General features: G+C 64.0%; 1 protein-coding gene. It reads right to left on the reverse strand.

Annotated elements, in window-relative coordinates; translation table 11 throughout:
- Window positions 1-258, reverse strand: a 258-nt coding sequence (locus tag EQW76_RS29205) for a hypothetical protein (RefSeq protein WP_161991105.1), incomplete at both ends; no start/stop codon positions are given.

Genomic DNA, 258 nt, shown 5'->3' on the forward strand with positions numbered 1-258 from the left:
TCTGCGAGCTCTTCAGGCCAGGGGTCTGGTCGGTGGTCAGGGCAGCGATCTGGTCGGTGCTGAGGGCTGCCATCTGACCGCTTGTCAGGGCACCGATCTTGTCGGAGCTAAGGAGAGCGAGGTTGGCGCTGGCAAGACCGGCAATGGCCTTGGTGGTGATAGCAGCGAGAGAGCCAGTCGAGAGGGCGAGGATATCGTCGGAAGAGAGGGCCGCGATGTCGCTGGAGTCCAGGGCGGCGATCTGCTTGCTGCTGAGGG

This window comes from Rhizobium sp. rho-13.1 (genome assembly GCF_007000305.1).
GTDB classification, from domain to species: domain Bacteria; phylum Pseudomonadota; class Alphaproteobacteria; order Rhizobiales; family Rhizobiaceae; genus Rhizobium; species Rhizobium rhododendri.